Origin of the sequence: Candidatus Pelagibacter communis (genome assembly GCF_001180105.1) — a bacterium.
In the GTDB taxonomy this organism is placed as follows: Bacteria; Pseudomonadota; Alphaproteobacteria; order Pelagibacterales; family Pelagibacteraceae; genus Pelagibacter; species Pelagibacter ubique_K.
Genome location: NZ_CVSO01000002.1, coordinates 162,485 through 178,949, shown reverse-complemented (window position 1 = coordinate 178,949; position 16,465 = coordinate 162,485). Strand labels below are relative to the sequence as shown.

The 16,465-nt window shown below is 29.5% G+C and carries 21 protein-coding genes; 8 read left to right on the top strand and 13 right to left on the bottom strand.

Annotated elements, in window-relative coordinates:
• Positions 1-25: 25 nt before the first annotated feature.
• Entirely contained in the window at positions 26-547 is a 522-nt protein-coding gene (gene rpoZ, locus AMN84_RS05160; protein ID WP_075482575.1) for a DNA-directed RNA polymerase subunit omega, read from the bottom strand.
• Between the two features lie 42 nt (positions 548-589).
• Positions 590-1,792: an MFS transporter gene (locus AMN84_RS00975; RefSeq protein WP_075482573.1), complete on the bottom strand. Its 1,203-nt coding sequence runs from the start codon at positions 1,790-1,792 to the stop codon at positions 590-592.
• Between the two features lie 6 nt (positions 1,793-1,798).
• On the opposite strand from AMN84_RS00975, the gene AMN84_RS00970 reads away from it, so the two are divergent.
• Together AMN84_RS00970 and AMN84_RS00965 are read left to right on the top strand one after the other, a co-directional pair.
• Positions 1,799-2,668, top strand: a complete 870-nt coding sequence (locus AMN84_RS00970; protein ID WP_075482571.1) for an NAD(P)-dependent oxidoreductase — start codon at positions 1,799-1,801, stop codon at positions 2,666-2,668.
• Between the two features lie 4 nt (positions 2,669-2,672).
• The gene (locus AMN84_RS00965; protein ID WP_075482569.1) at positions 2,673-3,272 is read left to right on the top strand and encodes a PNPOx family protein; all 600 of its coding nucleotides are present in this window, start codon (positions 2,673-2,675) and stop codon (positions 3,270-3,272) included.
• Here AMN84_RS00965 and AMN84_RS00960 read toward each other — a convergent pair.
• Positions 3,269-3,781, bottom strand: coding sequence for a gamma carbonic anhydrase family protein (locus AMN84_RS00960; RefSeq protein ID WP_075482567.1), 513 nt, complete (start codon positions 3,779-3,781; stop codon positions 3,269-3,271). The genes AMN84_RS00965 and AMN84_RS00960 overlap by 4 nt on opposite strands.
• A 17-nt stretch (positions 3,782-3,798) precedes the next feature.
• Here AMN84_RS00960 and AMN84_RS00955 point away from each other — a divergent pair, with 17 nt between their 5' ends.
• Entirely contained in the window at positions 3,799-4,353 is a 555-nt protein-coding gene (locus AMN84_RS00955; RefSeq protein ID WP_075482565.1) for a thioredoxin family protein, read from the top strand.
• Positions 4,353-5,441, top strand: coding sequence for a glycosyltransferase family 4 protein (locus AMN84_RS00950; RefSeq protein ID WP_075482563.1), 1,089 nt, complete (start codon positions 4,353-4,355; stop codon positions 5,439-5,441). The genes AMN84_RS00955 and AMN84_RS00950 overlap by 1 nt, the downstream gene beginning before the upstream one ends.
• Here AMN84_RS00950 and AMN84_RS00945 read toward each other — a convergent pair.
• Positions 5,430-6,359, bottom strand: a complete 930-nt coding sequence (locus AMN84_RS00945) for a glycosyltransferase family 9 protein (protein WP_075482561.1) — start codon at positions 6,357-6,359, stop codon at positions 5,430-5,432. The genes AMN84_RS00950 and AMN84_RS00945 overlap by 12 nt on opposite strands.
• Positions 6,360-6,391: 32 nt before the next feature.
• On the opposite strand from AMN84_RS00945, the gene AMN84_RS00940 reads away from it, so the two are divergent.
• The gene (locus AMN84_RS00940) at positions 6,392-6,781 is read left to right on the top strand and encodes a DUF6165 family protein (protein WP_075482559.1); all 390 of its coding nucleotides are present in this window, start codon (positions 6,392-6,394) and stop codon (positions 6,779-6,781) included.
• Here AMN84_RS00940 and AMN84_RS00935 read toward each other — a convergent pair.
• Genes AMN84_RS00935 through AMN84_RS00900 form a run of 8 tightly spaced genes read right to left on the bottom strand, consistent with a single transcriptional unit; the run spans position 6,778 to position 13,036 of the window.
• Positions 6,778-7,449 carry an ABC transporter permease gene (locus AMN84_RS00935; RefSeq protein WP_075482557.1) on the bottom strand — a complete coding sequence of 224 codons (672 nt, stop codon included), beginning with the start codon at positions 7,447-7,449 and terminating at the stop codon, positions 6,778-6,780. The genes AMN84_RS00940 and AMN84_RS00935 overlap by 4 nt on opposite strands.
• Positions 7,449-8,141: an ABC transporter permease gene (locus AMN84_RS00930; protein ID WP_075482555.1), complete on the bottom strand. Its 693-nt coding sequence runs from the start codon at positions 8,139-8,141 to the stop codon at positions 7,449-7,451. The genes AMN84_RS00935 and AMN84_RS00930 overlap by 1 nt, the downstream gene beginning before the upstream one ends.
• A 43-nt stretch (positions 8,142-8,184) precedes the next feature.
• Entirely contained in the window at positions 8,185-9,036 is an 852-nt protein-coding gene (locus AMN84_RS00925) for a transporter substrate-binding domain-containing protein (protein ID WP_075482553.1), read from the bottom strand.
• Positions 9,037-9,092: 56 nt separating this feature from the next.
• Positions 9,093-10,133: an adenosylmethionine decarboxylase gene (gene speD / locus AMN84_RS00920; RefSeq protein WP_075482551.1), complete on the bottom strand. Its 1,041-nt coding sequence runs from the start codon at positions 10,131-10,133 to the stop codon at positions 9,093-9,095.
• Positions 10,134-10,139: 6 nt separating this feature from the next.
• Positions 10,140-10,787, bottom strand: a complete 648-nt coding sequence (locus tag AMN84_RS00915) for a class II aldolase/adducin family protein (protein ID WP_075482549.1) — start codon at positions 10,785-10,787, stop codon at positions 10,140-10,142.
• Complete coding sequence (locus AMN84_RS00910; RefSeq protein WP_075482547.1) at positions 10,777-11,100, bottom strand: hypothetical protein; 324 nt, start codon at positions 11,098-11,100, stop codon at positions 10,777-10,779. Before AMN84_RS00910 ends, AMN84_RS00915 begins: the two co-directional genes overlap by 11 nt.
• On the bottom strand, positions 11,097-12,167 hold the full coding sequence (gene mtnA / locus AMN84_RS00905) for an S-methyl-5-thioribose-1-phosphate isomerase (protein WP_075482545.1): 1,071 nt from the start codon (positions 12,165-12,167) through the stop codon (positions 11,097-11,099). The genes AMN84_RS00910 and mtnA overlap by 4 nt, the downstream gene beginning before the upstream one ends.
• Complete coding sequence (locus AMN84_RS00900; RefSeq protein WP_075482543.1) at positions 12,164-13,036, bottom strand: S-methyl-5'-thioadenosine phosphorylase; 873 nt, start codon at positions 13,034-13,036, stop codon at positions 12,164-12,166. Before AMN84_RS00900 ends, mtnA begins: the two co-directional genes overlap by 4 nt.
• A gap of 41 nt (positions 13,037-13,077) precedes the next feature.
• Between AMN84_RS00900 and AMN84_RS00895 the strand changes: the two genes are divergently transcribed.
• Complete coding sequence (locus tag AMN84_RS00895) at positions 13,078-13,605, top strand: adenine phosphoribosyltransferase (RefSeq protein ID WP_075482541.1); 528 nt, start codon at positions 13,078-13,080, stop codon at positions 13,603-13,605.
• On the opposite strand, the gene AMN84_RS00890 is transcribed toward AMN84_RS00895, so the two are convergent.
• Entirely contained in the window at positions 13,602-14,528 is a 927-nt protein-coding gene (locus AMN84_RS00890; protein ID WP_075482539.1) for a glycosyltransferase, read from the bottom strand. The two genes, AMN84_RS00895 and AMN84_RS00890, sit on opposite strands and share 4 nt — an antisense overlap.
• 50 nt (positions 14,529-14,578) lie before the next feature.
• Between AMN84_RS00890 and rfbB the strand changes: the two genes are divergently transcribed.
• Together rfbB and AMN84_RS00880 are read left to right on the top strand one after the other, a co-directional pair.
• The gene (rfbB, locus tag AMN84_RS00885; RefSeq protein ID WP_075482537.1) at positions 14,579-15,601 is read left to right on the top strand and encodes a dTDP-glucose 4,6-dehydratase; all 1,023 of its coding nucleotides are present in this window, start codon (positions 14,579-14,581) and stop codon (positions 15,599-15,601) included.
• The gene (locus tag AMN84_RS00880) at positions 15,598-16,464 is read left to right on the top strand and encodes a sugar nucleotidyltransferase (RefSeq protein ID WP_075482535.1); all 867 of its coding nucleotides are present in this window, start codon (positions 15,598-15,600) and stop codon (positions 16,462-16,464) included. The genes rfbB and AMN84_RS00880 overlap by 4 nt, the downstream gene beginning before the upstream one ends.
• The last annotated feature ends 1 nt before the right edge of the window (position 16,465 follow it).

Below are 16,465 nucleotides of genomic sequence, written 5' to 3'. Positions count from 1 at the left end.
TTTGATTATTATTGAAATATTATTGTTATGAATTTTCTGAGTTATCAGCATCTTGCTGATCGTTTTCAGCTATTTCATCTAAAGAAACTTCGTTACTTTCTTCTTCTCCACCCTCTTCTGCTGGAGCATCATTTGATTGAGGTGCATCAGCATTTTGTAATTCAGCTAAATCTTCTTTTGAAACTTGAATTTTTTCAGGTACTTTTCTTGCTCTTTTAGATGGTAAAATTGGAGCTCCACTTTTTGAGATTTCACCTTTGTATAAATTTTCAAAATCATCTCCGATATCTTCATCTTCTTCGCTTAAATCATCTACTTGTTCGATATGTTTTCTAAGTTTGTAAACAGCGCTATCTGTTAATTCACTCGTTTTAATATTTTCATTAGCAATTTCTCTTAGTGCAATAACGGTATTTTTATCGTTATCTTTTTCTACACTCGGTTCAATTCCAGAATTTAATTGAGTAGCTCTTTCCTTTGCAACTAAAACTAATTCATAAGGGCTGTCTACTTTATCGATACAATCTTCTACAGTCACTCTTGCCATGCGGAGTATTTATACTCTCAAGTCTACAAAATCAAGGTGTTTTTACAAAATCGTTGGATTAAGTTTGTCCTTAATTAAAAACAGCAATATTAAAGAAATTAAAATATAGCCTCCAGAAATCATAGATATCTGCTCTATCGTAAAATCAAAGTCTATCAATAATCCAAATAAAGCAGTTCCAAATGCTGTTGAAAATACCATTAATGCAGTGGTTAGTGCTTTGATAGATCCTATAAATTTAACTCCATACAATTCAGCCCATGTTGATGAACCTAAAACGTTTGCAAAACCATTTGATACCCCTATTAATCCAAGAAAGAAAAATGAGGAAACTGGTGATTGAAAGTAAATTAAAATAAATAAAGAAATCAAAAAAGGGATATTCATATATATAAGTAGTTTTCGACTTGTAAATTTATCAATCAAATATCCAGCTACGAATAAAGTTAAAACAGATGCAATTGAATAAACCATAAATGATTGAGCGATAGTATATTCACCCCAGTTTTTTGCAGACAAAATAAATGATTGATAGACAAATATTCCTGTTGCTATCCAGGGCATCGCTAACATATTTAAAGCGATAATAATAAATCTATAATCTTTAATAACTTCAGATCTTTTCCATTGTTTTATATTTTGTTTAATAACTTCATTATCATCCTCTCTCGATGAAAGTTTAACCTCTTTAACCAAAAAGTAAGATACTAAAGGAAGAAATAAAATTATGGCGACTGAAATAATGATCCATATATTTCTCCAATCCATTATTGTAAGAGCATAAATTATTGTAACTGGCATTAAAAATTCTGCAGTAGATAAACCAAACCATCCAGTACTTAGTGCTTTACCCCGAGTGTTAGTAAAGTATCTAGATATTGTTGTAGAGGCAGTGTGAGACATCATTCCTTGACCAGAAAATCTCATTAACAATATTGCAACAAAAAGAAATGCTACTGAATTAATCTTTGAGAAAGTAAATGTTGAAATTGCAAGTAATGATATAACAAAAAAAGAAAATTTTAAGACATCAAAGTCATCAATTTTCTTTCCAACCCAAATTAAAATTATACTACTTAATAAAGTTGCTGATGCATAAATTGAGCCAAATTGTCCATGAGTAATATTTAATTCATTTCTTATACTTTCATTGAACAATCCTAAAAAAAAACTCTGTCCAAAGCTTGAAAAAAATGTAAATATAAAACCAAATATAATTACTTTAATACTTAAATTTTTTAACATTAAATTATGTCTTGTAACGTTGCTTTCATTGGTCTTGGTGTAATGGGATATCCCATGGCTGGTTATATATCAAAAGGTGGGCACAATGTAACTGTTTATAATAGAACAGGATCTAAAGCTGATAAATGGCTAAAAGATTTCAAAGGAAAAAAAGCTGACACACCTAAAGATGCTGCAAAAGACGCTGATTATGTTTTTACATGTGTAGGAAACGATAATGATTTAAGAGAAGTTACATTTGGAGATAATGGAATATTCAAATCAATTAAAAAAGGAGCAGTGTACATCGATAACACAACTGCTTCAGCAACAATAGCAAGAGAAATTTATTCTTACGCAAAGAAAAATGGTTTTGGTTTTTTAGATGCGCCCGTATCTGGTGGTCAAGCAGGTGCCGAGAACGGTGCTTTAACTGTAATGGTTGGTGGAGATCAAGATGATTTTGATAAAGCATTAGATAAAATTGATTGTTATAGCAAAAAAGTAAAGTTGTTAGGTAAATCAGGTTCAGGTCAATTAGCAAAGATGGTTAATCAAATTTGTATTGCAGGTTTAGTGCAAGGATTATCAGAAGCAATTAACTTTGGTCAAAAAGCAGGATTAAACATGGAAGATGTCATTGAAGTTATTTCAAAAGGTGCTGCACAATCTTGGCAAATGGAGAACCGATATAAAACAATGTTAGAAGATAAATTTGATTTTGGATTTGCTGTAGATTGGATGAGAAAAGATCTTAAAATTGCAATGGAAGAGGCAAAGAATAATGGATCGCTATTACCGATCACAGAAATAATTGATAAGTATTATGCTGAAGTTCAAGACATGGGTGGCAAAAGATGGGATACTTCAAGCTTAATAAAAAGATTTAGAAAGTAAAAGTATGCAGCCAGCGTACTATGAAGACTTCACAGAAATTAAGAAAAAAATCTGGTCAATGCTAGATGATGCAGTGACGAATAGAAGTTCTCAATTTAGAATTCCTACTTTTATATGTGGTCATAATAACGATATTGATGGAAGAATTGTTGTTTTAAGAAAATCAGATCAACAAAACAACTTAGTTCAATTTCACAGTGATATTAGATCAGATAAAATAGAATTACTTAAAAATAATCCCAACGCTGCTCTTTTATTTTATGATAAGGATGAAAAAATTCAGGTTCGACTTAAAGTAAACTGTATTATTAATCATAAAAACGACATTACAAAGAATTCTTGGGAAAAAACTCAACATATAAGCCGTAAATGTTATTTGGTTGATAATGGTCCAGGAACAGAGTCTGATGCTCCAACATCTGGATTAAAACCTGAATTAGATAATTTTGATTATACAAAGGAGCAAAGTGAAGAAGGTTATAAAAACTTCACTGTCATTCAGTGTAAAATAAAATCTATTGAGTGGTTATATCTTGCTGCTAAAGGTCATCGAAGAGCAAAGTTTGATTTGGAAAGTAAAAAAGATACTTGGTTAGTTCCTTAAAAAATTGATTTAGAATATTTTTTCCAATTATCTTGATAATGTTTTGTGTTTTCAAACACTGCTTTTTTTTCTTCTTCTGTTACTTGTCTAATAATTTTTCCTGGCGATCCAACAACTAAAGAGTTATCAGGTATTTCTTTATTTTCTGTTATCAGAGCCTTCGCACCTATAATACAATTTTTTCCTATCTTTGCTTTGTTAAGGATCACTGCACCAATTCCGATTAAACTATTGTCACCGATTGTGCATCCATGAAGCATTACTAAATGTCCAATGGTTACATCTTTTCCGACTTTCAAAGGACAACCTGGATCAGTATGTAACACACAACCATCCTGAACGTTTGAGCCCTCACCTATATGAATATTTTCAATGTCACCTCTTAAGGTTGCATTAAACCAAACACTTGTATTCTTGTCTAAAGTTACATCTCCAATAATAACAGCATTAGGAGCTACCCAATTTTCGCCAGAGTTTTTTGGTTTTTTATTTTCCAAATCGTAAAACATAATTTATATATTCTAACATGGCACTTTTAAAAACTCCAATATGTGATTTCGGTCTTAATGCAATAGATTTCAAGCTTAAATCAATTAATGGGGAGTTATTAACATTGAATGATGTCAAAGGCGATAATGGTACTCTGATAATGTTTATTTGCAATCATTGTCCATACGTAAAAGCTATAATAAGAGAACTTGCAGATGATTGTGCAAAACTTAAAAAAGATGGCATTAACTCAGTTGCGATAATGTCAAATGATACCAAAAACTATCCTGAAGACTCTTTTGAAAATATGAAAAAGTTTTCTGATAGATATAATTTTTCATTTCCTTATTTAATTGATGAAACGCAAGAAATTGCAAAAAAATATGATGCCGTGTGTACACCAGACTTCTTTGGATATAATAAAGACCTAAAACTAAATTACAGAGGAAGAATAAGAGAATTAAATAATTTAAAGCCTGTCGGTTCTGGTGACAGTGAGTTGCTTAAATCAATGAAGCTAATTGCCAAAACTCAACAAGGTCCAAAAGAACAATATCCTAGTATGGGATGTAGTATTAAATGGTTTAAATAATGAATTTAATTATCACAAGAAATTTCCCCCCTGATGTTGGAGGTATGCAAAATCTTATGTTTGGCCTTACAAAATCACTGTCAGAGCATATGATGGTCAAGGTATTTGCTGATCAACATTATCAACAGGAAAAATTTGATGAAGACTTATCATTTTCAATTGAAAGAGTTGGGGGGCCAAAAATCTTTAGAAAATTTAGAAAAGCTTCATTAATTAATAATTACTTACAAAAAAATACTAAAGTTAAAAATATCATCTGTGACCATTGGAAAAGTTTAGAAAATATTAATACCAAAATTAGAAAAATATGTCTTATTCACTCTAAAGAGATAAATCATAAAAAAGATTCTTTTTTAAATAAAAGAGTTGTTAGAGTATTAAATAATTGTGATCATGTTATTGCAAATTCAAATTTCACCAAAAGTCTTGGTGTTGAAATTGGCGTTAATGAAGAAAAAATAAAGGTTATTAACCCAGGAGTTTTTCCAAAAGAAGAATTAAATCCAAAAATAGAGGAAAAAATATTAAAGAAACTTGAGGGAAAAGAGCCAAGGCTAATTACTGTTGCTAGATTTGATAAAAGAAAAAATCATGAAAAAATAATTATGTCTTTGAGAAATTTGAAGGAAATTTACCCAAACATAATTTATATTTGTATAGGCCAAGGAGATACTTTGGAGTCTCAGGAAAAACTTATTAAAGAACTAAAACTTGAAAATAATGTTTTATTTTTAAAGAATTTAACAAAAGATGAAAAAAACTCTTATTTAAAAAATTCAAATGTTTTTGTAATGCCATCAATTTCTTACAAAAAATCTGTAGAGGGATTTGGAATTGTTTATGTTGAGGCTGCTCAATATGGAGTGCCGTCTATTGGCGGAAAAGTTGGTGGTGCATCCGATGCTATAGTCGATAATGAAACTGGTTTACTATGTGATGGAAATAACATGGATGAAATCTATCAAAGTTTAGTAGATATATTACAGAACAATAAATTTAAAGTTTTAGGAAAAAATGCAGAAGAAAATGCAAAAAAATTTCTTTGGCAAGAAATCATAAAAAGTTATTTACTAATATTAAAGAACTAATCTTTCGAAAACTTTCTCTGCACTTAAATTTTTTAAATCACTCACTTGTATTGCTTTAAAGTTTTCTCTTTCAATACTTACTTTATGAGCTGTTGTATGACTTCCAAACAATGATAGTCCATGAACATTCAAATGTGCCGCCATATGTGCAGGACCTGTATCATTAGCAACGACAAATTTGCTTTTTTTAATTAAACCCGCAAGCTCTGAAATAGAAATTGGTTTGTCTTCACTTAAAATAGATACAGCATCTAATTCTTTTGCTTTTTCTATTTCACCAGGACCAGGTGCTATCACTATTTTTAGATTAGGATGATTTTGTTTTATAAGTTTTATTAATTGATCGTAATAAGGCCATTTCTTTTGTTTTAAATGTTCAGAGCAGAAAGGGAACAACAGTATATAATCAGTTAAATTATATTTAGAAATAAGTTTATCAATATTAGAACAACCCCAAGAAAAATCTGGTTTTAAAGTATGAGAGGTTTTTAAACCAGATATCCTCAGTTGATGATCAAATCTCTCTAAAACAGGTTTTTTATCAAATTCTTTTTTAGTTTCATTTGCTGGAAGATTAGTTTCTGAAGAGGACCATTTATAAGATCCTGAGTTAGGAAATAAAATACTTTTATAAAATGAAGTCCTTGAGGAATTCTGTAGATCGTAGACCTTTGTAAATTTATGATTTTTAATTTTTTTCATTAATGAAAAAAGATAGATCAAATTAAATCTAGATAGTCTTTTATCGATAATTACTTCTTTTATATTAGGATTTTTTTTGAAAAGATCTGAATATACGTGAGATGTTAATAAGTAAATAAAATCATCTTTGTGATTGTCATAAATATCTTGAATTGCCCCACTCGCTTGAGCTATATCTCCTAGTGATCCGTGCTTTATGATTAATATATTAGACATATTTTTAACAATTTATCACACTATAAAATTTTATGAATAAAATATTGGTTGAAGTATCTGTTGGTGAGTTATTGGATAAATTAACTATCCTTGAAATCAAAAAAGACAGAATTAAAGACTCAGAAAAATTAAAATTCATAAATTTAGAATATGATTCTTTAAAGGAACAATATGATAAAAATGTGAAAGTTGATGAAAAGATTAAGAAACTATTCTCTGAATTAAAAGAAATAAATGCTAAATTGTGGGATATTGAGGATAATAAAAGACAATGTGAAAAAGATTCAAAATTCGATGATCATTTCATTTTATTATCGAGAGAGATCCACTTCTTAAACGATAAACGGGCAAGTATAAAACTGGAAATTAATAATCATACAGGGTCAAAAATCAAAGAAATTAAAGAATATACAAAATATTAGTAACTATATTTTTTTTCTAAAAATTTAATTAGATTGTGTATCAGGAAAGTTAAAAAAAGATAAATACTACCAGCAACAACAAATACTTCGACTGGTTTGAAAGTTGTAGAAATAATATATTTAGCTACTCCTGTTAAATCCATTAAAGTAACTGTGCTAGCTAAAGAGGTCCCTTTCAGCATCAATATAATTTCATTACCGTAAGCAGGCAATGATTGCCGAATTGCAATTGGAATTTGTATTTTAAAAAAAATAATTTTGTTTGATAAGCCTAAGCTTTTGCCTGCTTCTATAAAACCTAGTTTTATTGTTTGTAGAGCTGATCTTATTATTTCAGATGTATAAGCTCCAGTATTTAAGGAAAACGCTATGATGGCGCACCAATAAGGTTCTTTTAAAATAACCCATAATGCTGATGATCTTAAAAATTCTATTTGTCCTAAACCAAAATATATAATGAATATTTGAACAAGTAATGGTGTGCCTCTGAATAGATACGAATATCCATAAGCAAACCTATTAATAAAAATATTTTTGCTAAGCCTTAAAATTGCGAAACAAAATCCTAGAAACAACCCGATTATTAGAGATAAAGATAATAACTTTAATGTTACTAAAGTAGCATTGAGCAACTTTGGAAAACTATTTAACATTAAATCAAAATCCATTAAAAACCCCTATTGTATTTTATTTCTAATTTGTTGATTAATTTCATGCTTAAAAAAGTTAATAACAAATATAATAAAGCAGCAAATGAATAAAAAAATAACGGATCTCTTGTTGAGCCTGCTGCAATGTATGATTGCCTCATAATTTCGACCAATCCTGTTACAGAAATCAAAGATGTATCTTTAAGAGTTATTTGCCATACATTACTTAAATTTGGGATAGCTAATCGAAGCATTTGTGGAAGTATTACTTTTAAAAAATGGATCGGTTTTTTCAGCCCTAAAACTTGAGAGGCTTCGAATTGACCTTTATCAATTGATTGTATTGCTCCTCTAAAAACTTCAGTTGAGTAAGCGCCAGAAATTATTCCAATTGCAAAAGAACCTGTGATAAAAGCGTTAATCTCAATGTATTCATTATAACCAAAAATTGACGCAACAAACATTACTGCACCACTTCCACCAAAAAAAAATAAATATATAACTAATAATTCAGGTACTCCTCTAATTACTGTTGTGTAAGAGTTAGCAATAATGTTTAAAAATTTATTTTTCGATAGTTTTAAAGGGGTAAAAATTAATGCAAAAATAAAACCTATTATCATTGCTGTTAATGAAACCGCTAAAGTCATGAGAGTTGCAAAAAACAACTCATCACCCCAACCTGAATTTCCAAATGAAAGAAGACTCATAAATTATGGCGACTATATAATATAGCCGCCATAACTGAAATAATTACATGGAAGCGTCAAAACCAAAATGTTTTATTGCAAGTTTACTTATAATTCCTTGCTTTCTCGCTTCATTAATTGCTTTGTTGAAATCTTTTAGTAACTGAGCATCTCTTTTCCCGATTGCTCCGTCACCACTTTTTCTAATTCCAACACCAACTCCATTTCCAAATGCTCCACCTGAAAATGTTGGTCCAACTAGTACAACTGGTTTTCCAGATTTATCTGCATAGTCAGTAAAAGCAACAGCGGCAGCTAGTGCTACATCACATCTTCCTGCTGCTAGATCAAGATTCACCTCATCTTGAGTTTTGTAAGTTCTAACATTTACTTTGCCAACTTCACCTGACTCTAAAAAGTTTTGATGAATAGTTGCAGTTTGAACACAAACTGTTTTTCCTTTTAAAGCAGCAGTGATTGTTTTTAGATCTTTCTTAGCTGATCCACTTTTTTTTGAAAGATTTATTCCCTCAGAAGTTTCCATACTTTCTAAATTTGAACCCTTCATAACTGCGAGTGATGCAACTTCATCAGCATAACCCTGAGAAAAGTTAATTGTTTTTAATCTTTCGTCTGTAATTGACATTCCAGCCATTATCGCATCGAATTTTCTCATTAATAGAGCTGGTATCATACCGTCCCAATCCTGTTCAACTATAGTACACTCATGACCCATAATTTTACATAATTCATTTGCAAGCTCTACTTCAAAGCCAATTAATTTTCCTGATGCATCTTTTGCATTCCAGGGAGGATAAGCACCTTCAGTACCAATCTTAATTTTATCAGCCAATACTGAAAACGTGACAAAAAACGAAATCAATATTCCCAAACTGAATTTTTTTAGTATATTCATAATACCTCCATAATTTTGAGATGATTATTTCATAAATTTATTTTGCTTAAAAGAAATTATTTATTTAAAGAAGAGGCAAAATTCCAAGAGCAATCAAAACTTGGGATGTAAATTCTATCTAAAGATGTATTTCCAAAGCTTTTTTCAAAAAGATTTAACCATTTATCAACTTGTTTAGGTTTTTTATCTTGGCTTCCAACTTGAGCGGTTATAGTTCCATTTGGTTTAAGAATTCTTTTTAAAGATTTGATATTTTTCGCGGCTAAATCAATACAGTACTGATCATCGTTCAGGTCTACATAAATTTTGTCATACTTATTGTCTTCAACTGATTTAATGCTTTCAAATGCATCTCCCCATACACATTGGACATGATTTTTTGTAGTAGCTTTCTTACCTACCTTAGATAAATATTTTTCACACATTGTTACAACTTCAGGATCTAACTCGTACCAATCAATTAATTTAAAACCTTTAGAGATACATTCTCTTGCAACCCCTCCATCCCCTCCACCAATAATTGCAGTTTTATCATTTGATGGATTAAGTTTTAAACCAGAGTTAACAAATGTGGAGCTATATAAGTGTTCATCATTTTCTGCCACTTGAAGTTCACCATCGATAAAAAGAGATTTACCGAACTGTTCTAAATCTAAAATTTCAATGTTTTGACCTACTTTTGAGGTAAAGTTTTCTAAAACATCTTTTACCATATAATATTTTTTTAAACCTGGTGAGCTATAAATGTCATCATAATAACTTATAGTGTCTCTATTAAACTCTTTTTTAACAATTCTTTTATGTTTGATTTCTTTTTTTAAAATATCATAAGCAATATTAGGATTTACTTTTCCACACGTAAAAAAATCAAAACTTATTATTCCTCTTTCTGGGAAAGTATGAAAGCTTATGTGACTTTCTGCTAATAAGGCTACGAGAGTAAAGCCTTGTGGTTCGAATTTATACTTTGAAATCTCTAGAACAGTTACTTTTGCCTTCTTTGATATCTTGTAGACTAGTTTTTCAAAGAACTTTGGTTCGTACTCTTTTTCAGTACCTATAATATCTAAAGTGACGTGCTCCCCAACCTTCGTCATAAAAAGTTATCCTTTTTTATAGTTTTTAACTTTTTCTAATATTACATCCATCTCACTTGATGAAAGAATCTTAGGCTCTCCTAACTTTATTGCATTTATGTATTGATGGCAAATATTTTCAACTTCTTCTGCAAGTTCAAAGGCTGAGTTCAAGTTATCCCCATAAGCAACTTGACCGTGATTAGACATCAAGCATGCCTTTCTATTTTCTAACGCTTCAATAATATTGTCAGATAGTTCTTGTGTTCCAAAAGTTGCATACTTTGCACACTTTATATTGTCTCCCCCAGCTAATGCTATCATGTAATGAAAAGCTGGAATGTCTTTGTTATGTGCAGATACAGCTGTTGCGTGTGGTGAATGAGCATGAACAACAGCTTTTGCATCAGTCTTTTTTAAATAAATATCCTTATGAAATCTCCACTCAGAAGAGGGCTGCAATCCTTTTTCATCATATTTACCCTCTAAAGATACAAAAACGATATCATCAGCTTTTAAACTGTCGTATTTCTTGCCTGATGGAGTAATTAAAAACCCTTTTTCATTATTTTTCTGAGCTTTAAGTGAAATATTTCCTGATCTTAAAGGAGATAAATTTGTACTATTTAGTTTTTGAGCAAATTTTATTATTTCTTCTCTACTCTTAACGTCCATAATTTTTTAAATATTTTAAAAATAAATACCCAAAAATTAGACCTACGCCTATTAGAATATACTGGTAAAGCTTTAATAATAAAAACTGTGGTGGAAGCTCACTTTCATAAGGGTTCTGCATAAAAAAGTTTTTTGAACCGTCTTCATACAAATCGACAGGTCCTATAACTAAATAAATTCCGTAAATTGCTATATAAATACATGGTGCTAATGAAAGATAAATTAAAGTCTTATTATTTTTGACAATACTGAGCCAATTAGCTGAAACACCAACTAATAAAAGACATATAAGCGATAAAATAAGTGGGTTCATTTAAATAAATTTTTTAATCCTTTTTCTGATGCTTCACAAATACCTTTTTCTGTTATTAAACCAGTTATATATTTTGCTGGAGTAACATCAAATGCTAAATTCATAGCCTTACTTTTATTTGGATATATCTTTACTTTTTTAACTTTTCCATCTTCGTCAACACCTTCAATTTTTGATAACTCATCTGAACTTCTTTCTTCAATAGGAATATCTTTAGAATTTTTGATTTTCCAATCGATAGTAGAACTTGGTAAAGCCACATAAAATGGTATATTGTTATCTTTTGCAGCAAGTGCTTTGAGATAAGTCCCTACTTTATTACACACATCACCATTAGATAAAGTGCGATCAGTTCCAACTATACACATATCAACTTGTCCTCTCTGCATTAAAATTCCACCAGTGTTGTCAGCAATAATTGTATTTTTAATACCCTCTTCATTTAATTCATATGACGTTAAGTTTGCGCCTTGGTTTCTGGGCCTAGTTTCATCTGCCCAAACATGTACGGGAATGCCTTTTTTATGCGCATGATAAATTGGGGATGTAGCTGTACCCCAATTAATTGTTGCAAGCCATCCTGCGTTACAATGAGTTAAAATATTCACTGTATCTTTTTTTTTATTATAAATTTCCTCAATAATCTTAAGACCATTTAACCCAATATTTTCGCAAAAATTTATATCTTCTTCACAAATTTCTTTTGCTTCGTTTAATGCAACATCTAAAATTTTTTCAGAATTTATCCCCGAAAGTATGTTCATCATTCTATCTACTGCCCACTTAAGATTTATTGCTGTTGGCCTTGAACCAATTAACTTTTCTGCAGATTTATTTAAAAAGGATTGATCATTATTTTCTATAATTGCTAAAACCAATCCATAAGCTGCTGTAGCCCCTATTAAAGGTGCACCTCTAACTTCCATTAATTTAATTGCATTAATCGCATCATTTACTGTTTTTAAATCCTTTATAATAAATTGATGTGGTAGTTTTGTTTGATCAATAATTTTTACAACATTATTTTCGAACCAAATCGTTCGATATTCTTTTCCCTCAATTTTCATTTATTTAAAACTCTTCCAGCAACTGTTTTTAATTTGTCTATAGTTTTTTGTGTTCTTTTTTCCGGTGCTGTAATAATAGCTACATCTAAACAATTATTAGTTGGATCTTTAGGATCAATATGTTTTTCAAAATTTTCTATTAGATTTTTAATCATATTCTTTGCTTTTGCAGCATTACCTAAAAGAACTTTAATAACTTGTTGAACATCAACGTTTTCATGATCTGGATGCCAGCAATCATAATCTGTAACCATTGAAACTGAGGCATATCTTATTTCTGCTTCTCTAGCTAATTTTGCCTCAGGCATGTTAGTCATTCCAATTACATCTGCTTTCCAAGATCTATATAAATTTGACTCTGCCAACGTTGAAAACTGTGGCCCTTCCATTACTACATAGGTCCCACCTCTCTGAAAATCTATTTTTTCTTTTTTGATAGCTTTTTCACATGCATTCATTAATCCAGTTGATGTTGGATGTGCCATTGATACATGGGCTACAATTTCGTCTTCAAAAAAAGTTTTATTTCTTGCAAATGTTCTATCAATAAATTGGTCTACAATCACAAATTTACCTGGTGGTAAATTTTCTTTAAGAGATCCTACAGCTGAAATAGAAATAATATCAGTGACACCAAGTTGTTTGAGAGCGTCAATATTAGCTCTAAAATTGATATTAGATGGATTTATAAAGTGACCTCTTCCATGTCTTGGTAAGAAGTAAACTTCTTTACTTTTATAATTTGTTTTTAAAATTTTATCTGAAGGTTTTCCCCAAGGAGTATGTAAGTCTAATAACTCTCTATCTTTAAATTCCTCAACATCATACAATCCACTTCCACCTATAATTGCTAATTTATTGTTTGCCATATTCAAAAGATAGTTTATTTAATAATATAACACAAATTTAAATGGACTTAAAAAAATTTATTAGATCTATACCTGACTATCCTAAGAAGGGTATTTTGTTTAGAGATATTACAACTTTAATAAAAGATGAAAAAGCTTTTGAAGAAACAATTAATCAAATAGTTGAAAGATCAAAAAAATTTAAATTTAATAAGATTGCAGCAATTGAATCAAGAGGTTTCGTATTTGCATCTGCTGTTTCATATATTCTCAAAAAACCTTTTATAATGTTAAGAAAAAAAAATAAATTACCTGCTGAAACTCACTCTATTGATTTTGAATTAGAGTATGGAACTGCAACTATTGAGGTCCATAAAGACTCGGTAAATGAAAATGACACTGTTTTAATAATTGATGATTTAATTGCTACCGGTGGAACAGCTGAAGCAGCTTCGAGACTTATTGAAATCTCAAAAGGAAAAGTTGGAGCGTTTATTTTTGTTATAAACTTATTTGATTTAGGTGGTTCTGATAAATTGATAGAAAAAGGTTTTAAAGTTGAAAATTTAATTGAATTCCCTGGCCATTAATTTAATTTTGGTCTAAACCAAGAATTCCTGCCCATCAAAGCATTAAAAATACCCAACATTCTCATTTTATAAATATTTTTTTTTTTATTAAAAATAAGAGTATACAAAGAATATTTTAGTAGATTTGTTAATAAATTATTTAATCCTAATAAAGTCGAAACAAAAATTCCTCGATGTTTTTTATTGAAATAGAATTTAGACCACATCCAATGCCAATTTCTGGAAAGCTCTATTTCATCATTATACTTATCATCAACTGCTTTAGCTCCTAAGTGATTAATCTTTGAATTCTTTACAATAAACATTTTTCCATTATTTTCCATTGCTCTTAAACATAAATCTACATTTTCTAAATACATAAAAAATTTTTCATCAAAAAAGATATTATCAGCAAAATAGTCTTTATTTAAAATCATAGAAAAACCATCAATCTCTTTTACTCTAATTAATCCTGCTGACTTTTGCTCTTGCTGTTCTTTTTCAAGACTAATTATCTTAGGGCCTTCATCTACAGATGACATTTTCATATAAGGTATATTTATCTCCTCTTTATAATTTGGAAATTTTGGATTGTCTGAAATTGGTGAAATTATAGCAAAGTCGTTTAATCTTGAAATTGAGTCATTTAAAAGTCCAAATGTATCTTTGCTAAATTTTACATCGGGGTTTAAAACATACACAAATTTTGTTTTAGAACTAGCAATTCCAATGTTATTTCCAGCGCCCATCCCTATATTAGTTGATAAAATTACTTTCGTGTTAACATAATTTTGCTCTAATTCTTTTTTTAATTCTTTGTCTGATGAATTTTCAATTATTAATTTATGAAAATCTTTTGGTAGAGAATTTAGACAATCATAGATTACTTTTCTACTGTTAAAGGTGACTATTACAAAGGTAAGGTTATTACTTGTGAATTCCATGTAAGAATGAAGTATACTTAAAATAACTATTGTTGTAAAAAAAAAAAGTAATGAAAAAAATAATTGTAACTGGAGGTTTGGGATTTATTGGCAGTAATCTAGCTAAGTTATTAATTAAAAAAAACTATTTTGTAATTAATGTTGATAAAGTTAATTATGCCTCAAACTTTTACAACACTAGAGATTTCTTTAACAAGAAGAATTATAAATTTATTAAATTAGACATTAATAACAGATCTAAATTAAGAAAAGTTTTAAACTTACATAAACCTATTGCGGTGTTTAATTTAGCGGCAGAAACTCACGTTGATAGATCTATTGATGGGCCTGCTGAGTTTATAAAAAGTAATATAGTTGGAGTATTTAATTTACTTGAAGAATTCAGAGAATTTACAAAGAAAAATAAAAAATCTAAACTAATTCATATTTCAACTGATGAAGTTTATGGCGATGTATTAAAAGGAAGAAGTAAAGAAAATGATCCTTACAAACCAAGCTCACCCTATGCTGCATCAAAGGCATCGTCAGATCATCTGGTATATTCTTACGTAAGGACTTTTAAACTTAATGCAATGATTACTAACTGTTCAAATAACTACGGGCCTCACCAACATCCTGAAAAACTGATACCAAAATTAATTTACAATATAATTAAGAACAAACCGCTTCCTCTATACGGAAAGGGAAAAAATTCAAGAGAGTGGATATTTGTAGATGATCATTGTGAGGCTTTGTTCAAAGTATTTAAAAATGGAGCTAAAGGTCAATTCTATAATATCGGATCTAACATAAATAGAAGCAATTTAGATATTGCAAAACTATTAATAAATATTGCTAAGAAAAAAACTAAATTAGGTAAAAAAGTAAAGATAAAGTTTGTTAAAGATAGGCCTGGTCATGATGTCAGATACGCTTTAGATAGTAAAAAAATTTTTAAAAGACTTAAATGGAAATCGAAAATAAATCTTAAAAAAGGTTTAGAAAATACATTTAATTGGTATTTCAAAAATATGAAATACTATACAACTTTAAAAAAAAAGGATATCACAAGAAGACTTGGGGTTGTTAAATGATAAATAAAGCAATTATTTTAGCTGGTGGTATGGGTACTCGAATGAGTCCTTTAACAAAAGCAGTCAATAAACAATTACTTCCAATTTACGATAAACCACTAATTTTCTATCCACTTTCAATTTTGATGCTAGCTAAAATAAAAGATATATTAATTATTGTTAATAAAGGACAACTTAATCAGTATAAAAAAATTTTACCAAATGGAAATAATTTAGGAATAAAGATAAGTTATAAAGAACAATCACAACCAAGAGGGTTACCCGATGCTTTTTTGCTTGGTGAAAAATTTATTGACAACAAAAATGTTGCTTTAATACTCGGTGACAATTTTTTTTATGGTCAAAACTTAACAGCTAAATTAATTAACTGCACTAAGTTAAAAAAGGGAGCAAAAGTAATATTGCATAAAGTTCTTAAACCTGAGTTATTTGGTGTAGCTAAAACAAATAATTTAGGAAAAATAAGCTTGATAAAGGAAAAACCTAAGAAATTTATTTCTGACCTAGCGATAACAGGTCTATATTTTTTTGATAGTAAAGTAGTAGAATATTCTAAAAAATTGAAACCTTCTAAGAGAAAAGAATTAGAAATCACTGATTTGCTAAATATTTATCGTAAGAAAAAACAATTATCTTCAGATTTATTGGGAAGAGGCGGAGCATGGCTGGACACTGGGTCGATAGATGATTTTTACAAAACTAGTGCTTTTGTATCCGCAATTGAGAATAGACAGGGATTTAAAATAGCATGCTTAGAAGAAATAGCACTTAACAATAAGTGGATTTCAAGAAAAAATGTTGTTGACTCGATAAAATTTTATGGAAATTGCGATTATTCAAATTATCTTAGAAGATTAATTTAAG